The sequence below is a fragment of the Azonexus sp. genome, assembly GCF_036170495.1.
Classification (GTDB): Bacteria; Pseudomonadota; Gammaproteobacteria; order Burkholderiales; family Rhodocyclaceae; genus Azonexus.
In genome coordinates this window covers 1-19210 of sequence record NZ_JAVHPH010000182.1, presented here as the reverse complement: position 1 = coordinate 19210, position 19210 = coordinate 1, and the positions used below count along the sequence as shown (strand labels likewise).

General features: G+C 61.7%; 22 protein-coding genes, 3 tRNA genes, 1 pseudogene and 1 riboswitch. Of the genes and pseudogenes, 9 read left to right on the top strand and 17 right to left on the bottom strand.

Translation table 11 applies throughout. From position 1 onward, the window contains the following. The 14 genes and pseudogenes from ADADOO_RS06160 to ADADOO_RS06095 all read right to left on the bottom strand — a co-directional run. Positions 1-340, bottom strand: a pseudogene (locus tag ADADOO_RS06160) (hypothetical protein); the annotation flags it as partial. A 46-nt stretch (positions 341-386) separates the two neighbouring features. Next, positions 387-1151, bottom strand: a complete 765-nt coding sequence (locus ADADOO_RS06155) for a metal ABC transporter permease (protein WP_511275912.1) — start codon at positions 1149-1151, stop codon at positions 387-389. Continuing rightward, positions 1141-1719, bottom strand: a complete 579-nt coding sequence (locus ADADOO_RS06150) for an ATP-binding cassette domain-containing protein (protein WP_511275910.1) — start codon at positions 1717-1719, stop codon at positions 1141-1143. Before ADADOO_RS06150 ends, ADADOO_RS06155 begins: the two co-directional genes overlap by 11 nt. Next, positions 1716-2612: a metal ABC transporter substrate-binding protein gene (locus tag ADADOO_RS06145; protein WP_511275908.1), complete on the bottom strand. Its 897-nt coding sequence runs from the start codon at positions 2610-2612 to the stop codon at positions 1716-1718. The genes ADADOO_RS06150 and ADADOO_RS06145 overlap by 4 nt, the downstream gene beginning before the upstream one ends. A gap of 9 nt (positions 2613-2621) precedes the next feature. Beyond that, positions 2622-3962 carry a TonB-dependent receptor gene (locus tag ADADOO_RS06140; RefSeq protein WP_511275906.1) on the bottom strand — a complete coding sequence of 447 codons (1341 nt, stop codon included), beginning with the start codon at positions 3960-3962 and terminating at the stop codon, positions 2622-2624. Between the two features lie 74 nt (positions 3963-4036). After that, positions 4037-4318 carry a hypothetical protein gene (locus ADADOO_RS06135; RefSeq protein WP_511275904.1) on the bottom strand — a complete coding sequence of 94 codons (282 nt, stop codon included), beginning with the start codon at positions 4316-4318 and terminating at the stop codon, positions 4037-4039. A gap of 48 nt (positions 4319-4366) precedes the next feature. Then, a complete protein-coding gene (locus ADADOO_RS06130; protein WP_511275902.1) occupies positions 4367-5557 on the bottom strand; it encodes a class I SAM-dependent rRNA methyltransferase in 1191 nt (396 codons plus the stop codon). A 178-nt stretch (positions 5558-5735) separates the two neighbouring features. Further along, entirely contained in the window at positions 5736-5888 is a 153-nt protein-coding gene (locus tag ADADOO_RS06125; RefSeq protein WP_511275901.1) for a hypothetical protein, read from the bottom strand. A 118-nt stretch (positions 5889-6006) separates the two neighbouring features. After that, positions 6007-6909 (bottom strand): tyrosine recombinase XerC, encoded by a 903-nt coding sequence (xerC, locus tag ADADOO_RS06120; protein WP_511275899.1) that lies wholly within the window; start codon positions 6907-6909, stop codon positions 6007-6009. A 153-nt stretch (positions 6910-7062) separates the two neighbouring features. Next, positions 7063-7734: a DUF484 family protein gene (locus ADADOO_RS06115; RefSeq protein WP_511275897.1), complete on the bottom strand. Its 672-nt coding sequence runs from the start codon at positions 7732-7734 to the stop codon at positions 7063-7065. Further along, positions 7731-8561 (bottom strand): diaminopimelate epimerase, encoded by an 831-nt coding sequence (gene dapF / locus ADADOO_RS06110; RefSeq protein WP_511275895.1) that lies wholly within the window; start codon positions 8559-8561, stop codon positions 7731-7733. Before dapF ends, ADADOO_RS06115 begins: the two co-directional genes overlap by 4 nt. 60 nt (positions 8562-8621) lie before the next feature. Next, entirely contained in the window at positions 8622-9125 is a 504-nt protein-coding gene (locus ADADOO_RS06105) for a GNAT family N-acetyltransferase (protein WP_511275893.1), read from the bottom strand. Next, complete coding sequence (locus ADADOO_RS06100) at positions 9122-9997, bottom strand: lysophospholipid acyltransferase family protein (RefSeq protein WP_511275892.1); 876 nt, start codon at positions 9995-9997, stop codon at positions 9122-9124. Before ADADOO_RS06100 ends, ADADOO_RS06105 begins: the two co-directional genes overlap by 4 nt. A 5-nt stretch (positions 9998-10002) precedes the next feature. Then, positions 10003-10845 carry a lysophospholipid acyltransferase family protein gene (locus ADADOO_RS06095; protein WP_511275890.1) on the bottom strand — a complete coding sequence of 281 codons (843 nt, stop codon included), beginning with the start codon at positions 10843-10845 and terminating at the stop codon, positions 10003-10005. Between the two features lie 158 nt (positions 10846-11003). Here ADADOO_RS06095 and metK point away from each other — a divergent pair, with 158 nt between their 5' ends. The 9 genes from metK (at position 11004) to ADADOO_RS06050 (ending at position 17378) form a co-directional block, all read left to right on the top strand. Then, positions 11004-12167 carry a methionine adenosyltransferase gene (metK, locus tag ADADOO_RS06090; protein WP_511275888.1) on the top strand — a complete coding sequence of 388 codons (1164 nt, stop codon included), beginning with the start codon at positions 11004-11006 and terminating at the stop codon, positions 12165-12167. 70 nt (positions 12168-12237) lie between these two features. Then, positions 12238-13434, top strand: coding sequence for an HD-GYP domain-containing protein (locus ADADOO_RS06085; protein WP_511275887.1), 1197 nt, complete (start codon positions 12238-12240; stop codon positions 13432-13434). 21 nt (positions 13435-13455) lie between these two features. Next, positions 13456-13517, top strand: a riboswitch (S-adenosyl-L-homocysteine riboswitch). An 81-nt stretch (positions 13518-13598) separates the two neighbouring features. Further along, entirely contained in the window at positions 13599-15023 is a 1425-nt protein-coding gene (gene ahcY, locus ADADOO_RS06080) for an adenosylhomocysteinase (protein ID WP_511275885.1), read from the top strand. Positions 15024-15026: 3 nt separating this feature from the next. Further along, positions 15027-15377 carry a phage holin family protein gene (locus ADADOO_RS06075; RefSeq protein WP_511275884.1) on the top strand — a complete coding sequence of 117 codons (351 nt, stop codon included), beginning with the start codon at positions 15027-15029 and terminating at the stop codon, positions 15375-15377. Then, positions 15378-16121: a TlyA family RNA methyltransferase gene (locus tag ADADOO_RS06070; RefSeq protein ID WP_511275882.1), complete on the top strand. Its 744-nt coding sequence runs from the start codon at positions 15378-15380 to the stop codon at positions 16119-16121. After that, positions 16118-16942: a methylenetetrahydrofolate reductase [NAD(P)H] gene (gene metF / locus ADADOO_RS06065; RefSeq protein WP_511275880.1), complete on the top strand. Its 825-nt coding sequence runs from the start codon at positions 16118-16120 to the stop codon at positions 16940-16942. The genes ADADOO_RS06070 and metF overlap by 4 nt, the downstream gene beginning before the upstream one ends. Before the next feature lie 119 nt (positions 16943-17061). Further along, a tRNA-Lys gene (locus ADADOO_RS06060) sits at positions 17062-17137 on the top strand. An 18-nt stretch (positions 17138-17155) separates the two neighbouring features. After that, positions 17156-17231: transfer RNA gene (locus ADADOO_RS06055), tRNA-Lys, on the top strand. Between the two features lie 71 nt (positions 17232-17302). Further along, a tRNA-Met gene (locus ADADOO_RS06050) sits at positions 17303-17378 on the top strand. 60 nt (positions 17379-17438) lie between these two features. Here ADADOO_RS06050 and ADADOO_RS06045 read toward each other — a convergent pair. From ADADOO_RS06045 to ADADOO_RS06035, 3 genes are all read right to left on the bottom strand, one after another. Next, positions 17439-17855, bottom strand: coding sequence for a ProQ/FINO family protein (locus tag ADADOO_RS06045; protein WP_511275878.1), 417 nt, complete (start codon positions 17853-17855; stop codon positions 17439-17441). Between the two features lie 70 nt (positions 17856-17925). Then, entirely contained in the window at positions 17926-18801 is an 876-nt protein-coding gene (locus ADADOO_RS06040; RefSeq protein WP_511275876.1) for a dienelactone hydrolase family protein, read from the bottom strand. 20 nt (positions 18802-18821) lie between these two features. Next, a partial coding sequence (locus ADADOO_RS06035) for a ribonuclease E/G (RefSeq protein WP_511275874.1) occupies positions 18822-19210 on the bottom strand: 389 nt, incomplete at its 5' end.

The following is a 19210-nucleotide window of genomic DNA, read 5'->3' as shown; positions in this document are numbered from 1 at the left end:
CGTCGTGATTGACGTCGATCCCCATGACGCTCGATTCGGTGAAATCGTCGCTGTCAAAATCGTCGATGCTGAAATCGGAGTTGGCCGTCGGTAGCGGCCGGGCCGCTGCCGCCGGCTTGCCTTCAGGCTTCCTGGCGGCGACTGCAGGCTGGGGCTTGATCGGCTTGCCGGGCGTAAATTCCAAATCCGGCAGCGGTTCGGGCAGCGACTTGGGTTGCTCCTCGGCTGGCGCGGGCGCTACTGGCGCCGTGGCCTCGGGCAGCGGGGCCGGGGCACGCGGCCGGGCAGCCGGCCGCTCCGGCATTTTTTTGTCCTGCTTCTTGAAAAAGGAAAAAACCATAACCACTCCGCGCGCGGGGAAGTAGTTTTTAGCATGCCATCGCACTTCATGCAACGAGGAGTCCGACCAGTACGAGAAGGAGCGCCAGAACCGGCCCGAATGGCTGATCCAGTCCGAGCGCCAGGGCGAATGCCGCGACATAGGCGAGGACGCCGATCGCCAGGGCCCAACGCAGGCCGGAGCGCCAGTTGGCGGCACGCCGGAAGGCCAGCCACGGCGGAATGAAGACCAGCGCAAAAGCCCCCATGACGCCGAGACTCATTGTCGCCATGGCCAGGCTAAGCGCCGCCAGCAGATCGAAGCCGAGCTGGGTCGGCCAGGCCGCCAGGCCGCGCAAGCGAAAGAGATCGGGGTAAACGCGGGCCAGCAGCAATCTGGGCGACAAGCTGCGCAAGGCGAGCAAGGCGACCGTCCCGCCGCTGGCGACCGGCCAGAGCTGCGCGCTACCGGCAAAATAGAGCTGGCCGTCGAACAGGGCATGGCCCAGGCGTTCGGCCAGCGGCGCGTTGGCGGCGAGCAGCACGGCGGCGGACCAGCCGCCGAGCAGCAGCAGCGCATCGCCGGCGCCACCGGACAGGCGCCGGACAAACAGCTGGCGACCGCTCCCGGCCAGCGCCGCCATTGCCAGCCCGCCGAGCACCGGTGCCATACCAGCGACCAGGGCCAGCAAGGCGCCGGCCGCGGCGACATGCGAATAGGCCAGCGCGGCCAGCCATTGGTCACGCAGACGCAGGTAGCAACCGAGCGCCGGCAGGACGATGGCGCAGGCCAGCCCGGTCAGGAAAGGAATCAGGAATAGTTCAGCCGACATCGTTGCCCCTCAGCGCAATAACACGATCGCAAACGGCTTCGACAAAGGCCGTGTCGTGGCTGACGACGAGAATGCCGGCGCCAGCCGCTGCCCGGTCGCGCAGGTGTTCGGTCAGGTGGGCGACACCGGCGACATCGAGGTTGTTGGTCGGCTCGTCGAGCAGGGCCAGATCAGCCGGCGCTTGCAGGATGGCCCACAGGGTCAGGTAATGACGCTGGCCGCCAGACAGTTTGTCGAGCCGGCGGTCGAGCCGGTCGGCCAGCCAGGCGGGCAAGCCTTCAGGACTGGCCCCGGTCAGCGCCAACAGTTCACGGCCAGACAGGGGCAGGCCGACGACCGGCGGCACGTCCTGCGTCTGCAAGGCCAGGCGAAGGCCGGGACGCTGCGCGAGGCGCCCGGAAAAAACCTTGGCCCGCCCGGCAAGGGCAGCGAGTAGCGTGCTTTTGCCGACGCCGTTGGGACCGGTCAGGCCGACAATTTCGCCGGCCGCAATGGTTAAATCGAGCGGCTGCGTCGCCGGCTGCTGCCAGCCGACGACCAGTTTTTCAGCCCGGAGCAGGACGTTCACCGCAGGCCTTTCAGCAAGCGTTGGACGGTGTCGTCGAACAGGCCGAACAGATCCTTGGCTTCCGGCGTGCCGCCGACCGTGTAGGGCAACAGAACGGCCGGCAGGCCGGTCTTGCCGGCGATCCACAGGCTCGGCCCATCCTGCTGGTAGGCGGCGCGCAGGACCATTTTGGCCGGCGCGCTCTGCTGACGGGCAAGCAGATCGGTGAGGTGGCCGCTGGTTGGCTCGATGCCCGGCTTCGGTTCGAGCGCGCCGACTTCCTTGATGCCCAGCCAGTTGGTCAGGTATACGAATGAGGCGTGATGGACGAGCACCGGCACGCCCTTGAGCGGCGCGGCCTCTTTCTGCCAGCGTGCCATCGCCGTCTGCCACTTGCCGGCAAAGGCCTGGTAGCCGGCCTGATAGGCGGCGCCATTGACGGCATCGAGCTCGACCATGCGTGCCGTCAGCGCCGCGCCGACCTTCAGCACATTGCGCGGATCAAGATGGGTGTGCGGATTGCCGGCGGCATGGACGTCGCCGTGGGCGCGGTCGAGCGTCGTCGGCACTTCCAGGCGATTGACGAAGTTGGCCGCCGCGAAATAACCCGGCTGACCGGGCTGGATGGCCGAGTTTCCGGAGTCGCGGAGGACCAGCGGCAACCAGCCGATTTCCAGATCGGCGCCGGCGGCGACGACCAGGTTGGCCTGCCGGGCCTGCGCCAGCAACGACGGCCTGGCTTCGATGCGGTGCGGGTCCTGGAAGGCGGTCGTCGCGGTATAGACCTTGACCTTGCCGCCACCGATTTCCTGCGCCAGGGCGCCCCATTCCGGCACGGTGGCGAAGACTTTGAGGTCGGCCTGGGCGGTTCCCACGGTCAACCCGAAAAAACAGGCAAAAATGAAATGTTTCATGGTCGGCTCCTAGAACTTGTGGGCGCCGTGGGCGCCGAGGCTCATGACGTACTGCAGCGTCAACTGGTTGTCGGTGATGCCGAACATCGATTTGTCCTGCGCGACTTGCAGACGAAGGCGCGAGAACTCGCTCCAGCTGTAATCGACCATCGCCGACGCCTTTTTCGGGCGATAGCTGTCGACCATAAGATTGGCCGCGTTGGCGCCGAAATCGCGCCGGCCGCTGTCGAGTTGCTCGTAACGCAGGCCAGCCCGCCATTGCGGCGTGAATTGGTAAACGCCCTGGGCGTACCAGCCGGACTGGTTGGTCTGGTAGCTGCTATCGACACAGGCGCCGACACAAGTCAGCCCGCCCTTCTCCTCGCGGACAAAATACTCGCTCTGGAACTTGAAGTTCCGATGCGCCGAGTTGCCGTTCGGCGCCCATTTCCAGACAAAATCGGCCAGCCAGGTCGTCGAATCGCCGGCGAAGGAGCCCTGTGCGGTCGCCCCGCCGATGTCGACAAAATCGCCACTCCGCTCGCTGGCCCGCGTTTTCAACCAGGATGCCCCAGCCCGCCAACTATGCGAGACACCGACATCGTCGCCGACGTGCACGTACAGCGCGCCACCGCCGGTGCCGTTGTTGTTCCGGTCGGTGCCCGGGAAATTGGCGCCGCGACCGACTTCAGTGCCGAACTCGACAAATAGCGAAGTCGGCGCCAGCCATTTCAGCTGCACACCATCCTGGACATAGCTGGCATCCTCGCCGAACATCGCCTGATACATCAGCGGCGCATCGGTAAAATCCCACATGTGCGGGTGTTGCTCGTTGAGGTAACCGATGCTCGAGCGATAACGTCCGACTTTCAGGCCGACGCCCTGGCCGATGGCCAGCGACTGGAACCACGCCTCCTCGATATTGGCCTGACCGTCAACCATCGCCACGATGGCCTGGCCGCGCCAATAGGGATCGACATTGGCAGCCAGCACCAGCTCCGTTTCATCGACCGAGAAGCCACGCGTATTGAACCCTTGGCCGCCCGGCACAAAGCCGGTGATGCCACGTCCCGGAATGTTCCTGGCGTGGCGGAACTGGCCTTGGAGGATCAGCGAGACTTCGGGATTGAAGGCGTTGGCTGACGCCACGGACTGGCGACTTTCGGCGGGCACCGGTGCCGATGCCGACTTCTCGGATTTGGCCTGAGATTCAGCCTGAACCAGCTTCTGTTCGAGCGCCGCGATGCGTTGCTCGTAGGTTTTTTTCATGTCGTCGATCTGGGCGCGAATGGCTGCCAGATCGGCATCGGATGCGGCTTGCGCGCCGCACGAGGCGGCCAGCAAGGCCGCCATGGCAAAAGATTTTTGCATGGGATTTTCCTGAAATTGCGTAACAAGCGGCCAACCGCGGGAATCCCACGGTCAACCGGAAAAAACGGGCAATTTCAGAAAAGTGGCGGACCCTGCTGGGTCGCGATGGGCGCCGGGAACGTGTCGCGGCCATGGGCCGAGAACGATTCCGGAACCAGCTGAACGGCCAGCACCGGCGGCAAGGCCGCCAGCGAAGGCAAGGCCGTACCGAGGTCATGCGCCGCCAGGCAAAGCGGGCAGACATGGGTCGGCAAGCCATCATCGTTGCTCGCCGCATGCTCGACGGCGTGCGCCCCCGTCGCCACTTGGGCGAAGAAGAGCACGACAACGAGAAGGAGACGGCGCAACGGAAGCATCTATTCAGTCTATCAGGACAGCGTTACGTTCAAATGGCGGAGCGGCGCTCAGTCTACCTGCACCAGCAGGCCTTTGAGATACTCGCCTTCGGGAAAGTTCAACGCCACCGGATGATCGGCCGCGCCAGCCAGGCGACGAACGATGCGCGCCGAGCGCCCGGCATCGAGCGCCGAGTCGGCGATGATTTTCTGGAACATTTCCAGCCCGACGCCGCCGGAGCACGAATAGGTCATCAACAACCCGCCCGGCTTGAGCAGCCGGCAGCCCAGGATATTGATGTCCTTGTAGGCCTTGGCTGCCCGGTCGGCATGCGCCGCCGACGGGGCAAACTTGGGCGGATCGAGGACGATCAGGTCGAACAATTTGCCCGCCTTGCGAAAATCGCGCAGCGCCTGAAAAACGTCGGCCTCCTGCCATTGCGCCCGATCGGCCGGCAAAGCGGGGTTGAGCGCCAGATTGGCCGCGGCCTGGGCCAGCGCCGGGCCGGAGGAATCAATCGACAGCACGCTCTTGGCGCCACCGGCCAGCGCCTGCAGCGAAAAGCCGCCGGTGTAGCAAAAGCAGTTCAGCACGTCCTTGCCAGCCGCCAACTGGCCAAGCAAGGCGCGGTTCTCGCGCTGGTCGAGATAAAACCCGGTCTTGTGGCCGCCGGCAATATCAATCGCCAGACGAACCCCGTTTTCGTCGATGGACAGCGGCGTCGCCGGCGCCTCACCATGCAACCAGCCGGTGGTCGGACCCAGACCTTCGAGGCCACGGACATCGGAATCGGAGCGTTCATAAACGCGCGAGCAACCGGTCGCCTTGACCAGCCCGGCGACGATAGCGTTGCGCCATTTGTCGGCACCGGCCGAAGTCAGCTGGACGACCACCGTATCGCCGTACTGATCGGCGATGACGCCGGGCAGACCGTCGGATTCGGCATGAATCAGACGCAGGCCCGACTGGCCGCGCAACTCCGGCAACGACTGGCGCAGCGCCACGGCTGCCGCGATGCGCCGCTTGAAGAAAGCGTCGTCGATGGATTCTTCGGCATCGAAAGTCCAGAAGCGCGCGCGAATCTGCGACTTCGGGCTGTAGGCGGCGCGCCCGAGCGGACGCAGATTGTCAGCCAGCACTTCGACCGTATCACCCGGCCGGGCCCGACCTTCAAGGCGGCCGACCGAACCGGCGAACAACCAGGGGTGGTGCTTGAACGCCGAACGTTCCTTGCCCGGAAGCAGAATCAGCTGTGCCATGTTTTTCCCGATCTAAAAAGCAAGAAGCCCCGGTTACCTTGCGGCAACCGGGGCTCAGGAATTCTTTTGTTGACTATTCCATGTCCGGATCAAGCGTGATGCGAAGACGCGCCGCAGACAGTGCGCTTAGCACGGCAAGGCGATGTCGACAACGTCACGGTTGGGTTCGGGCGTGGAATTAAGCGCCCAGAGCCTTGCGGTTGCGCTGATGACACTCGGCAGCGTACATGACCTTGAACAGGGTCTTGCCCGTGTTCTTGAACAGACGCTTGGTAGACTTGGAAACGCAGCGGCGCTCCAGGGAAGAACGGCGAACGCGATTGATGGCCATGAAAACTCCTTGAATCCGGCGAATTTGCGAAACCGCAGAGGATAGCGCCCTGTGGATGAATCGTCAACGAAGCCTTGATTTTTCGCCGATTTTTCCGGTTGACCGTGGAATTGTCCGACTATTTGGCCTTGGCCCGCGGATGGGCCGAATCGTAGACCTTGGCCAAGTGCTGAAAATCCAGGTGCGTATAAACCTGCGTCGACGCGATGCTGGCGTGGCCGAGCATTTCCTGTACGGCACGCAGATCGCCCGAGGATTGCAGGAGGTGCGAGGCGAAGGAGTGACGCAGCATGTGCGGGTGAACATGGGCTGGAAGTCCAATCAGCACGGCCCGCCGGGCCAGCCTGGCCTCGACCAGACGCGGGCTGATGCGACCGCCGCGCTGACCGACAAACAGGGCCTTTTCTCCCGGCTTGGCCAACTGCCCGCGCAGCACAGACCATGCCGCCAACGCCTCGCATGCCTTGCTGCCAACCGGCACCAGCCGCAACTTGGCGCGCTTACCAAGAACGCGGATCTCGCCTTCGTGGGCCACCTTGTCGAGCACGTCGCAATCGAGCGAAACTAGCTCGGCTAGCCGTAATCCGGAGGAATAGAACAATTCGAACATGGCCAGATCACGGGCCCCCTGCACCGGATCGTCGTCCTCGAATGGCGCCAGCAGGCAGGCAGTTTCGTCGACGGACAAGGCCTTGGGCAACAACCGCGGCGATTTCGGCGGCCGGATGCCATCACAGGGATTGGCCTTGATCAGGCCGCGTTCGCCGAGCCAGCCGAAAAATCCGCGCCAGGCCGACAGCGTCCGCGCCAGCGAACGGCCGCCCAGGCCTTGGCCATGGAGCTGGGCGACAAAACGGCGAATGTGATGGACGAGCAAGCCAGCGAGCGGGGTTTCGCCCGCCGCCACCAACAGCTTCCCCAGATCGCGCCGGTAATTGGAAACAGTGTGCGGCGACAGCCGGCGCTGGTCCGAAAGTTCCGCCAGCCAGGCGTCGACCGCAGCGACGGCGTCGTGTTGCATGCTATTCGGCACTTGATAAAACTGATGCATTTGCCCTTGTGACAAGGCGCAAACCACAGCGATAACGAGCAGTATCGCGAGGATTTGCAACGCTGCCACGGGGGCAAAGGCGCTGTTTTATGTGCCGAATGGCATGCAACACGACGCGTTCGGTCACAGCACGCTCTTGGTCACTCTGGCCAGGGCCGCGGAAACCATTTCGCCGAGGCGTTCGAGGTACAACGTCCCCATGTCAGCGTAGAAGCGTTGCGCTTCCTCGCTGCCCAGCGCGATCATGCCGATCGTCCCGCCGCCGTTGCGCAGGGCGATCAGCGCCTGCGAACGAATGTGGGAAGCCGCCTCGCCGAACCATGAGGTCGTGCCAAAACCGGCCGTCGAACCGCAATACGGCCGAGCCAGCGTTTCGGCAAAAACCTGCAGCTCTTCGCTGACGGCGGCAAATTCCGGCAAGTCCTCGATGCCTTCCGGCTTGTCCCACAGGCGCAGGGCGACATGCGGCACAGCGAAATCATCGCGCAGGTGGAAGTTGAGCAGATGGATGACCGCCTGAAAGGTCTCGGCAGCGATCAGCGCGACCGACAGTCGATGGACCTTCTCGCTGATCTGGTCGTTTTCCTCGCCGAACGCGATGAGTTCGGCCAGCTTGCTCTCGGTCGCCCGGTTCTTGTCGCGCAGCGTCAGCATCTGGCGCTCGGCCAGCGAGACGGTGCGGCCACCATGCGGATGCGGCACGAAAATCTGGGCCATCAGGTCGGCGTACTGCTCGAAAAAGCCCGGATTATTCTTCAGGTAGTCCGCGATTTCCTCGGGGAACATGGCGCTCATAATTCAATTTCTCCAGTAAATACCGTTACCGCCGGGCCGGTCATCAAAACCGGCCGCTCACCGCCGCCCCAGGCAATATTCAGATCGCCGCCATGCGTCGTAACGCGGACCGGCGAATCGAGCAGGCCGCGGCGAATGCCAGCGACCACCGCGGCGCAGGCGCCGGTGCCGCAGGCCATTGTTTCACCCGTGCCGCGCTCATAAACGCGCAGCTTGATGGCGTGGCGGTCGACAATCTGCATAAATCCCGCATTAACCCGCTGCGGGAAGCGCGGATGCTTTTCAATCAATGGGCCGTACTCGCCAACTGGCGCCGACTCGACGCTCTCCACCACCTGCACGGCGTGCGGATTGCCCATCGAGACGACGCTCGTTTCCAGCGTTTCATCGGCCACATCGAGCAGATGCACGATCAGGTCGTCGTCGGCGAGAAAGGGGATTGCGGCCGGCAAAAAGCGGGGAACCCCCATGTCGACCGTGATATTGCCATCGCTTTCTAGGCGCGGCGTAATCAGGCCTTTCATCGTCTCGACCCGAATCTCGCGCTTGTCGGTCAGGCCTTGATCGTGCACAAAACGCACGAAACAGCGCGCGCCATTGCCGCATTGCTCAACCTCGCCACCATCGGCATTGAAGATGCGGTAGCGGAAATCGACGCCCGCTTGGGTCGCCTTTTCGACCAGCAGAATCTGGTCGCAGCCGACACCGAAATGGCGGTCAGCGAGATAGCACAGTTGTTCCGGCGTCAACGCCAGCGACTGGCGAATACCGTCAAGGACAACGAAATCGTTGCCCAGACCATGCATTTTCGAGAATTTGAGTTTCACGTACTGCCTCACTAAATTATTTTAAAAAGCATAGCAGAGACAGGGAGTTGCCTCAAAATCTTAAAGCTTCTTCTCCATCACGAAATCGTCCATGATGAAGCCGTGGCCGATGTCGTCGACAATCGCCTCACGCACGACGAAACCGTATTTCATGTACGAATTGATGGCCTTGTCGTTGCGCTTGTTGACCGCCAGGATAACGCAGGGATACCCCTCTTTTTTTGCCCTTGCGGCGACATGGCCGATCAATTGACCACCGACCCCCTGGCGCTGCACATCAGGGTGGATGTACAGCTTGTCGAGCTTGAATTCACCCTTGTAGATTTCGCTGAAGGCAAAGCCGACGCGGCGATCACCGAGAAAAGCCTGGTCGAGCCATTTGTGCTCATCCTTGAGGTCATCGTACAGACGCTCATGGCCATAGCGTTGCTCGAGCATGAAATCGATCTGTTCCTGCGTGATGATGCCGGGGTAAGTGGCCTGCCAGATTTCGCGGGCCAAGGCCGAGATCGCCGGCACATCGGGCGGCGTCACGGGACGGATGTCAACATTTAGGCTGTTCATGGGTAAAACCTCTGTTCTCCGGGTGGCCGGGTTTTGAAGCGCTTGTGCAACCAGAAATACTGCTCCGGCATGCGCAGCACCTGGCTTTCAATAAACTGGTTCATGAATTCGGTATCGGCTTCGACACTTTCGCCGGGGAAATTCTCCCATGACGGCATCACCTCGATCTCGTAGCCATCCGGCACCTGGTGGCATATAACTGGCACGACGCGTGCATTGGTCAGCCGGACCAGCCGCGACAAGGCGGGAATCGTCGCCGCCTGAACGCCGAAGAAAGGCACGAAAATCGACTCCTTGGGACCAAAATCCATGTCCGGCAGGTAGTAAAACGGGTGTCCGTCCTTCATCGCCCTGACGATCTTGCGCATGCCATCCTGACGCGAGAGCAGTATCGCCTCGTTGAAACGCATCCGGCCATCATAAAGCAACTTGTTGAGGACCGGATTCTTCTGGTTCGAGAAGACACTGCATCCGGTCACGTGCATCGAGATCACCGTCCCGCCGGCATCCAGCCCGACGAAATGGGGCGAAAGCATGACCACCGGCCGGCCTTCCGGATCAGTCAGATGCTCGACCCCGTGAATGCGAATGAGGCGCTCCAGCCGTTCCCGCGATGCCCACCACCCTAACGTGCGGTCGAGCACAGCCCGGGCAAAGGCAACGAAATGAGCCCGCGCCAGCACTTCCCGTTCAGCTTCGCTCTTCTCCGGGAAGCACAGGCGCAGGTTGGTCAGCGCCACTTCACGCCGGCTGCGGCCCAAAGCATAGAGCAGGCGCCCCAACCCGCTCCCCAGACTGCGCAGCACGGAGAGCGGCAACCAGTGCAACAGCCAGAGAAAGCCGACCAGAATATAAGTAAGAAAAATATTCAAGGAATTCACTCCGCCGGCGGCGCGTCGGCACCGCCCGGTCGTTTGTAGCGGTTGTAGCCCCACAGGTACTGGGCTGGGCACTGGCGGATCAGTGTCTCGATTTCAAAATTGATCTGCTGCGCCCGGTCGACCGTAGCACCCGTCAGCGGATTCTGCGGCGGCTGAAAATGCACGCGGTAGCCACGCCCGCCAGGTAGACGCTCACCCCAGGTCAGCAACGCTGCGGCCCCGGTTTCGGTCAGGCGAGCGGCCAGCGTCATCGTGTAAGCGTATCGACCAAAGAACTTGAGCCAGGCACCCTCGCCGGTCTTCGGCGCCTGATCAGGCAACATGCCGACCATTTCGCCCTTCTTCAAGGCCTTGATCAGAGCGCGCACGCCAGAGAGATCAGCCGGCGCCAGATGCAGGTGGGCGCGCTTGCGGCCGGTCAGGATCAGCTCCTGCGCCACGGCCGATTTCGGTGCGCGATAAAGCACCGTGATGTCGCCAAAAGACGATAGATATTGCGCGGTAATCTCGAAACAGCCGAGGTGCGGCGTCAGAAAGACAATTCCCTTGCCGGCCTGTTGTGCCGCCTCGACATGCTCCCAACCAACCACCTCGGCGACCAGCGGAATCGCCTCCTCGAGCGGACGCATCCAGATGCGGGCCAGTTCCAGCATTTGCTTGCCCGTCTCGGCCGCCACCTTGCCACGCAGTAACGACGGGAGACCCGCCTGGGCAATGTTTTCCCGCAGATGACGACGATAGGTTGGCGACAACCAGTAGGTCAGGCGGCCGAGCCAGCCGCCCAGCACATGCAGCACGCTCAGAGGCAAGCGGGAAAGGAGACGGAAGATAAAAACCATGATGCCCCGGGGGTTGAATCCCCCTCAGAAAAGTTTAATATTATCCGTTCGCCGAGTTAAACAGACAACTTGCGGGGCGACTCATAAATACTGCTAAAGCGTCACCGCTCGTGGTCCGAAGCAGGTAGCGCCGGACAAAAGGACCACTGGAGCATCACATGAGCGAATATTTCTTCACTTCCGAATCCGTCGGCGAAGGTCACCCGGACAAGGTTGCCGACCAGATTTCCGACGCCATCCTCGACGCCATCCTGGCCCAGGACAAGCATTCCCGCGTCGCCGCCGAAACCCTGTGTAACACCGGACTGGTCGTCCTGGCCGGTGAAATCACCACCAGCGCCAATGTCGATTACATTCAGGTCGCCCGCGAGACCATCAAGCGCATCGGCTACGACAACACCGACTACGGCATTGACTACAAAGGTTGCGCCGTCCTCGTCGCCTACGACAAGCAGAGCCCGGACATCGCCCAGGGCGTGGACAAGGCCTACGACGACAACCTCAATCAGGGCGCCGGCGACCAGGGCCTGATGTTCGGCTACGCCTGCGACGAAACCCCGTCGCTGATGCCGTTGCCGATCTACCTGTCGCACCGCCTCGTCGAGCGTCAGGCCATGCTGCGCAAGGATGGCCGCCTGCCTTGGGCGCGCCCGGATGCCAAGTCGCAGGTCACCATCAAGTACGTCGATGGCAAGCCGGATTCGATCGATACGATCGTGCTGTCCACCCAGCATTCGCCGGACATCAGCCTCGAAGACCTGCGCGAAGCGACCATCGAACAGATCATCAAGCCGGTGCTGCCGAAAGAACTGATCAAGGGCAACATCAAGTTCCTGGTCAACCCGACCGGCCGTTTCGTCGTCGGCGGCCCGCAGGGCGACTGCGGCCTGACCGGCCGCAAGATCATCGTCGACACCTACGGCGGGGCCGCCCCGCACGGCGGCGGCGCTTTCTCGGGCAAGGATCCGTCCAAGGTTGACCGCTCAGCCGCCTACGCCGGCCGTTACGTCGCCAAGAACATCGTCGCCGCCGGCCTGGCCTCGCGCTGCCTGGTCCAGGTCTCCTACGCCATCGGTGTTGCCGAGCCGACTTCGGTCATGGTCGACACTTTCGGCACCGGCAAGGTTAGCAACGAAACCCTGACCGCGCTGATCAAAAAGCACTTCGATTTGCGCCCGAAGGGCATCGTCAACATGCTCGACCTGCTCCGTCCGATTTACCAGAAGACCGCTGCCTATGGCCACTTTGGCCGCGACGAGCCGGAATTCACCTGGGAAGCCACCGACCGCGCCAACTTGCTCAAATCGGACGCTGGTCTGTAAGACAATGGCATTGTGAAGTTTTGCAAGAAGGGAGCCCAAGCGGCTCCCTTCTTTGTTAAAATCATCAAATATGCTGAAAAAAATCCCCGTTGAACAGCTGACGCTGGGCATGCATCTGCAGGCCTTCTGCGGCGCCTGGCTGGAACATCCGTTCTGGCGAACGAAATTCGTCCTCAGCGACCCGAATGACCTCACGCTGATTCGTGAAAGCACGATCACGCAAGTCTGGATCGACGTTTCCAAAGGCCTCGATATCGCTGTATCGGACGGCGAGCAGATCGTCGTTGCAGAAGAAATTCCCGAGCCGCCACCCGTCGTTCAGGAAAAGGCATCGTTCAACGACGAGGTCAAACGCGCGGCAAAAATTTGCGCCAAGGGGAAGGAAGCCGTTGTTTCGATGTTCCAGGAAGCGCGCATGGGCAAGGCCATCGAGGCTGAAGCCGCAGCGCCGCTGGTCGAGGAAATATCCAATTCGGTGATGCGCAATCCAGGTGCGTTGATCAGCCTGGCTCGCCTGAAAATTGCCGACGACTACACCTTCATGCATTCGGTGGCTGTCTGCGCCCTGATGATCGCGCTGTCCCGGAAATTGGGACTGGACGAGCAGCAAACCCGCGACGCCGGCATGGCGGGGCTGTTGCATGACCTGGGCAAGGCCATGATTCCGCTGGAAATATTGAATAAGCCAGGCAAACTAACCGAGGAAGAGTTCGCCCTCGTCAAAACGCATCCGGAAGAAGGCTACAGACTTCTGCTGGCGGGCAAAGGTATCAGCGACATCACCAAGGATGTCTGCCTGCACCACCACGAAAAGATCGACGGCAGCGGCTACCCGAAAGGACTGAACGGCGAAACGATGAGCCTGTTTGCCAAAATGGGCGCCGTTTGCGACGTGTACGATGCCGTCACCTCGAATCGCCCCTACAAGGCCGGCTGGGACCCCGCCGAGTCGATCAAGCGGATGGCCGAATGGAAGGGCCATTTCGATCCGACCGTGTTCCAGGCTTTCGTCAAAAGCCTGGGCATTTACCCGGTTGGCTCGCTGGTCAGGCTTGAATCGGGAAAATTGGGCGTGGTTGTCGAGCAAGGCGAACAGTCCTTGCTCAAACCCAAGGTCAAAGTATTTTTCTCAACCAAATCGCAGGCCTACATCAAGCCGGAGATCATCGATCTGGCGCGCAGCCCCGAAAAAATCGCCGGCCGCGAAGAAGCTGCGAAATGGGGCATCAAGGACATCGATCGCTACTGGGCCGGCGACAAGGGCTGAAAACGCATTTATAATCCGCACCCTACCGAGGGGCGCTGCAGGAGAAACCTCCCAGGCTCGGTTTAAAACGGCGCTCACTGATCAACCCTGCCGGGCGCAGGGGGCCGCCGGTGAGCAAGCACGCCGTTATTCCCCTCCCCGTCACAGTTTATTTGGAGCTTACTGTGGCTGACTCATTTACCAATACTCAAGACTGCGTTATCGCCGACATCAACCTTGCCGACTGGGGTCGCAAGGAAATCCGCATCGCCGAAACCGAAATGCCCGGCCTGATGGCCATTCGCGAGGAATTCGCCAAGACCCAGCCACTCAAGGGCGCCCGCATCACCGGTTCGCTGCACATGACCATCCAGACCGCCGTTCTCATCGAGACGCTGACCGCGCTCGGCGCCGAAGTGCGCTGGGCATCCTGCAATATCTTCTCGACGCAGGATCACGCTGCTGCTGCCATCGCCGCGCAGAACATCCCGGTCTTCGCCGTCAAGGGCGAAACCCTGGTCGATTACTGGGATTACACCCATCGCATTTTCGAATGGGCCGACGGCGGCTACTCGAACATGATCCTCGACGACGGCGGCGATGCCACCCTGCTGCTGCACCTCGGCGCCCGTGCCGAGAAGGATCTGTCGGTCATTGCCAAGCCGGGTTCCGAAGAAGAAACCATCCTCTTCGCCGCCATCAAGACCAAGCTGGCTGTCGATCCGACCTGGTATTCCGTGCGTCTGGCGGCCGTCAAGGGCGTCACCGAGGAAACCACGACTGGCGTGCATCGCCTGTACCAGATGCATCAGCGTGGCGAACTCAAGTTCCCGGGCATCAACGTCAATGACTCGGTGACCAAGTCCAAGTTCGACAACCTCTACGGCTGCCGCGAATCGCTGGTTGACGGCATCAAGCGCGCCACCGACGTGATGATCGCCGGCAAGGTCGCCCTGATTGTTGGCTACGGCGATGTGGGCAAGGGTTGCGCCCAGGCCATGCGCGCCCTGTCGGCCCAGGTCTGGGTCACCGAAATCGACCCGATCTGCGCCCTGCAAGCCGCCATGGAAGGCTTCCGCGTCGTTACCACCGAATACGCCGCCGACAAGGCTGACATTTTCGTCACGACGACCGGCAACTACCACGTCATCACCCATGACCACATGGCGGCGATGAAGAACAATGCCATCGTCTGCAACATCGGCCACTTCGACAACGAAATCGACGTTGCCTCGATCGAGAAATACCAGTGGGAAGAGATCAAGCCGCAGGTCGATCACGTCATCTTCCCGGACGGCAAGCGCATCATCCTGCTCGCCAAGGGCCGCCTGGTGAATCTCGGTTGCGGCACCGGCCATCCGTCCTACGTCATGTCCTCGTCCTTCGCCAACCAGACCATCGCCCAGATCGAACTGTGGACGGAAGCCGTCAAGGGTTCCAACAAGTACCCGGTCGGCGTCTATACGCTACCCAAGCATCTCGACGAAAAGGTTGCCCGCCTGCAACTGAAGACGCTCAACGCGCAGCTGTCCGAGCTGACCGACGAGCAGGCCGCCTACATCAACGTTGCCAAGGAAGGCCCGTACAAGGCCGACCATTACCGGTACTAAGCCATGCGCCTGCTTGCCATCTGGATCATCAATGCGCTCGCCCTGCTGGCGCTGCCGACTGTCGTGCCGTCGGTCCACGTGGCAAGTTTCGGCACGGCGCTGATTGTCGCCCTTGTGCTCGGGCTGATCAACGCCGTGCTGCGGCCATTGCTGATTTTGCTGACCCTGCCGGTCACGCTGCTGACGCTGGGCTTGTTCATTTTCGTGATCAACGCCCTGCTCTTCCAGTTGGCCGGCTATCTGATTCAAGGTTTCAACGTTGGCGGCTTCTGGCCGGCGCTGTTCGGCTCGGTGGTTTACAGCGTGATTTCCTGGGTGCTCAGCGCGGTGTTTTTGTCGGCGAAAGGCAAGTAATTGCCGCGGGCCGATCAACTGCTGGTCGAAGCCGGGCTTGCCGCCTCGCGCACAGCCGCCCAGCGGTTGATCGCGGCCGGTCGGGTCAGTTGGTCGGGCGGCATCATCGTCAAACCGGCTTTCGATTTACCGCCAAAAACGCCGTTGACCGTAGCAATTGACCCGGAAGACCGTTTCGTCTCGCGTGGCGGCCTCAAGCTGGCCGGCGCGCTGGCCGAAACCGGCATTTCGGCTGACGGCAAGCGCTGTCTCGATGTCGGACAATCGACCGGCGGTTTTACCGACTGCCTGCTGCAAGCTGGCGCCAGCCATGTCGTCGGCGTCGACGTCGGCCACGGACAATTGCATGCCCGGCTGGCCAGCGACCCGCGCGTCACCGCGCTCGAAGGCATCAACTGTCGGGCGCTGAACCCGTCCGATCTGGGCGAAGCCATGCCGCAAGCCGGTTTCGCATTGATCGTCGGCGACGTTTCCTTCATTTCGATGACGCTGATCGTCCCCCAACTGCCCGCCCTGCTGGCGGCCGACGGCGACCTGCTGTTGCTGGTCAAACCCCAGTTCGAAGTCGGCCCGGCCAACATCGGCAAAGGCGGCATCGTCCGCGATCCGGCGCTTTACGCCGGCGTCGAACGTAAGTTTTTCGATTTAGCCCAAAATTTCCGGTTGACCGTGAAAGCCTGGCTGAACAGCCCGATTACCGGCGGTGATGGCAACCGCGAATTTTTCATCTGGTTGAAAAAATGACTACAGAAATCTCCATCGAATTTTTCCCGCCGCAAACGCCGGAAGGCGTCGACAAGCTGCGCACCGTGCGCGCCGAGCTGGCAAAACTCAATCCCACCTTCTTCTCGGTCACCTTTGGCGCCGGCGGCTCGACCCGCGAGCGCACCTTCTCCGTCGTCAAGGAAATCGCCGCCGAAGGCCACGACGCCGCACCGCACCTGTCGTGCATCGGCTCGACGCGCGACAACATCCGCGACATCCTCAACGAATACAAAGCCGCCGGCATCAAGCGCACCGTCGCCCTGCGCGGCGACCTGCCCTCCGGCATGGCTGAAACCGGCGAATTCCGCTACGCCAACGAACTGGTCGAGTTCATCCGCGCCGAAACCGGCGACTGGTTCAGCATCGAAGTCGCCGCCTACCCGGAATGGCACCCGCAATCGCGCAGCCCGAAGGATGACCTCGACGCCTTCGCGCGCAAGGTCAAGGCCGGCGCCAATTCGGCCATCACCCAGTATTTCTACAACGCCGACGCCTACTTCCACTTCGTCGATGAAGCCCGGGCGCTCGGCGTCGACGTCCCCATCGTGCCCGGCATCATGCCCATCGTCGGCTTCACCAAGCTGGCCCGTTTCTCGGACGCCTGCGGCGCCGAACTGCCGCGCTGGATGCGCAAGAAATTCGAGAGCTACGGCGACGACAGCGATTCGATCCGCGCCTTCGGCCTCGATGTCGTGACCGAACTGTGCGAACGCCTGCTCAAGGGTGGTGCGCCCGGACTGCATTTTTATGCCATGAACCAGTCGGCCCTGACCACGGAAATCTGCCGTCGCCTCGGGTGATGCCGTTGCTACGGTCAACCCGGAAAAAGCGCCAAAATCAATCGTCGCAATTCTTCACAGGGGCATTTCCCGTTGACGCTCATGGCCCCCGTCTATATAATGCGCGCTCCCGGTAGGTCGGGTCGGTAGCTCAGTCGGTAGAGCAGCGGACTTTTAATCCGTTGGTCCCGAGTTCGAATCTCGGCCGACCCACCAGTCATTTTAGGGAGACGTGGGGCGCTAGCTCAGTTGGTAGAGCAGCGGACTCTTAATCCGTAGGTCGACAGTTCGAATCTGTCGCGCCCCACCACTAAACCCAAGAACTCACCCAGAGTTGCACTGACGCCGGCAGTGAAGGCAGCATTGGCAGTAACCATCGGACGCGGGGTGGAGCAGTTGGCAGCTCGTCGGGCTCATAACCCGAAGGTCGCAGGTTCAAGTCCTGCCCCCGCAACCAAAGAATTCCAGTAAAAAGGCCAGTCAAACGACTGGCCTTTTTCTTTGTTCGGCGCCTAAGTTACTTGCGGCCGAATTTCTCAGTTAGCTGGGTCAGCTTTTCTGCCCGGCGCTGCTCGGCCTTGGCTTCCGCCTCGGCGGCCTTGCGCGCCTCGGCCTGTTTCTTGAAACGCTCGCGCAATTGCTCGGCAGCGTGCTGACGATTCTCATCGGTCACCTCGTCGGCCGGCGTCCCGTCGAGGTTCAGACGCACCGTGCCTTTTTCCATTTCTTTCAGGTAACGCGTCGAAATGGTGTGGCTGCGCATGGCAAGGCGCAGCGATTTCTTGCTCAGTTCTGGCAGGACAGCAAAGACCTGTTTGTCGATGCCGATGGCCAGCGGGCTGAAATTACGGAAGACATCGAATCGTTCATGCAGGTCCTTGAGCAGGGCCCGGGTGTCGTTCGGCTTGGTGGTGGTGGCTTCGGTAGTCGTCATGATGGAACAGTGTCTTGTCGAGGCGCGAAGGTTAGCACGAAGGCGCCCCTTTGCCGCCTCGAATCGGCGATCAGACGCCGTTTTTGCGGAACCAGGCGAGCATTTTCAGCCAGCCGTCTTCGGCCTCTTCCTTGCGGTAGCTGGGCCGATAATCGGCATGAAAAGCGTGCGGTGCATTGTCGTAAACGTGGATTTCCGCTGCCTTGGCCGTCGGACTCCCTTGCTGCAGGGCCTTCTCCATCGCCTCGACGGTTTCCAGCGGAATGCCAGAATCCAGCCCGCCGTACAAACCAAGCACCGGCGCCTTGAGTTCGCCGACCAGTTCGCTCGGATGTTTCGGCGTCATCGGGCTGCTCATGCCGACCAGACGACCGTACCAGGCCACGCTGGCCTTGAGCGCCGGGTTATGGGCGCTGTACAGCCAGGCGATGCGGCCGCCCCAGCAGAAACCGGTGATCGCCAGCCGGTGGGTGTCGGCGCCCTTGCTAGCCGCCCAGGCGACGCAGGCGTCAAGATCGCTCAGAACCTGCGCGTCGGGCGTCTTGTAGGTGATTTTTTCGAGGATTTCGGGAATGTCGGTGATCTGGCGCGGATCGCCCTGACGGGCGAACAATTCGGGGGCGATGGCGCAATAGCCCAGCTTGGCCAGCCGACGACAGACATCGCGGATGTATTCGTGAGCGCCAAAAATTTCGGACACCACGAGGACGACTGGCGGCTTCTCCAGTCCGCCGGGCGCGGCGCGGTAGGCGACCATCTCGCCGTCCTTGGCCGGCACCTTGATCTCGCCGGCGATGAGGCCGGTTTCGTCGGTCTTGATGGCCGTCTGCGCCATCACAGGTTGCGTCGCGAGGGCAAAGCCGGCGCCGAGTGTGGTCACGATAAAACTCCTGCGATCAAAAGATTGGGCGGGAACAAGGCCGTCGAACTCGGGTTCTGTTTTCATGGCTTGTCTCCACTTGGGGCCTACATCAGAACAATGTCGTATTGCTCAGGCGAATAACTCGGTTCGGACTGCAACGACACCGATTTGCCGATGAAGTCGGAGAGCATGGCCAAGGCCTGCGACTCTTCGTCGAGGAAGAGGTTGACCACGGCCGGACCGGCCAGGATGCGGTATTCGCGGGCGTTGAACTGGCGGGCTTCGCGCAGCAGTTCGCGCAGGATTTCATAGGCCACGGTACGCGCCGTCTTGACCTCGCCACGCCCGCCGCAGGTCGGGCACGGCTGGCAAAGGACGTGGGCGAGCGATTCGCGCGTCCGCTTGCGGGTCATTTCGACCAGGCCGAGCTGAGTGAAGCCGTTGACGGTCAGCCGGGTGTGGTCGTGGGCCAGCGCCTTGTTGAACTCGTCGA